Annotated in this window: 1 protein-coding gene; it reads left to right on the plus strand. The window is 71.2% G+C overall.

Features of this window, described 5'->3' with window-relative positions; all coding sequences use genetic code 11:
- Positions 1 to 24 precede the first annotated feature (24 nt).
- On the plus strand, positions 25 to 274 hold a 250-nt coding region (locus QWJ41_RS21315; protein WP_302710507.1), incomplete at its 3' end, for an SUMF1/EgtB/PvdO family nonheme iron enzyme.

Genomic DNA, 274 nt, shown 5'->3' on the forward strand with positions numbered 1-274 from the left:
GTCCTGAGCGACCCCCGCCCGGGCGTGGGCGTCGATCCGGGCGGCACCCCCGACATCCACTGGTGCCCCGTGCCCGGCGGCGAGGTCGCGATTGAAGCCGAGCCGCGCCGAAAGCAGGTCGGCAGCTTCCAGATCGCCCGCTACCCGATCACGGCCGCCCAGTATCGGGCGTTCCTCGAGGCGGAGGACGGCTGGCGCAATCCGAAATGGTGGGCGGACGATCTCTACCGCGAGCCGGATGGCGACAGCTACGACGTCGGGCGTTTCGGCAACC

This window comes from Nocardioides cremeus (assembly GCF_030518195.1).
In the GTDB taxonomy this organism is placed as follows: domain Bacteria; phylum Actinomycetota; class Actinomycetes; order Propionibacteriales; family Nocardioidaceae; genus Nocardioides; species Nocardioides cremeus.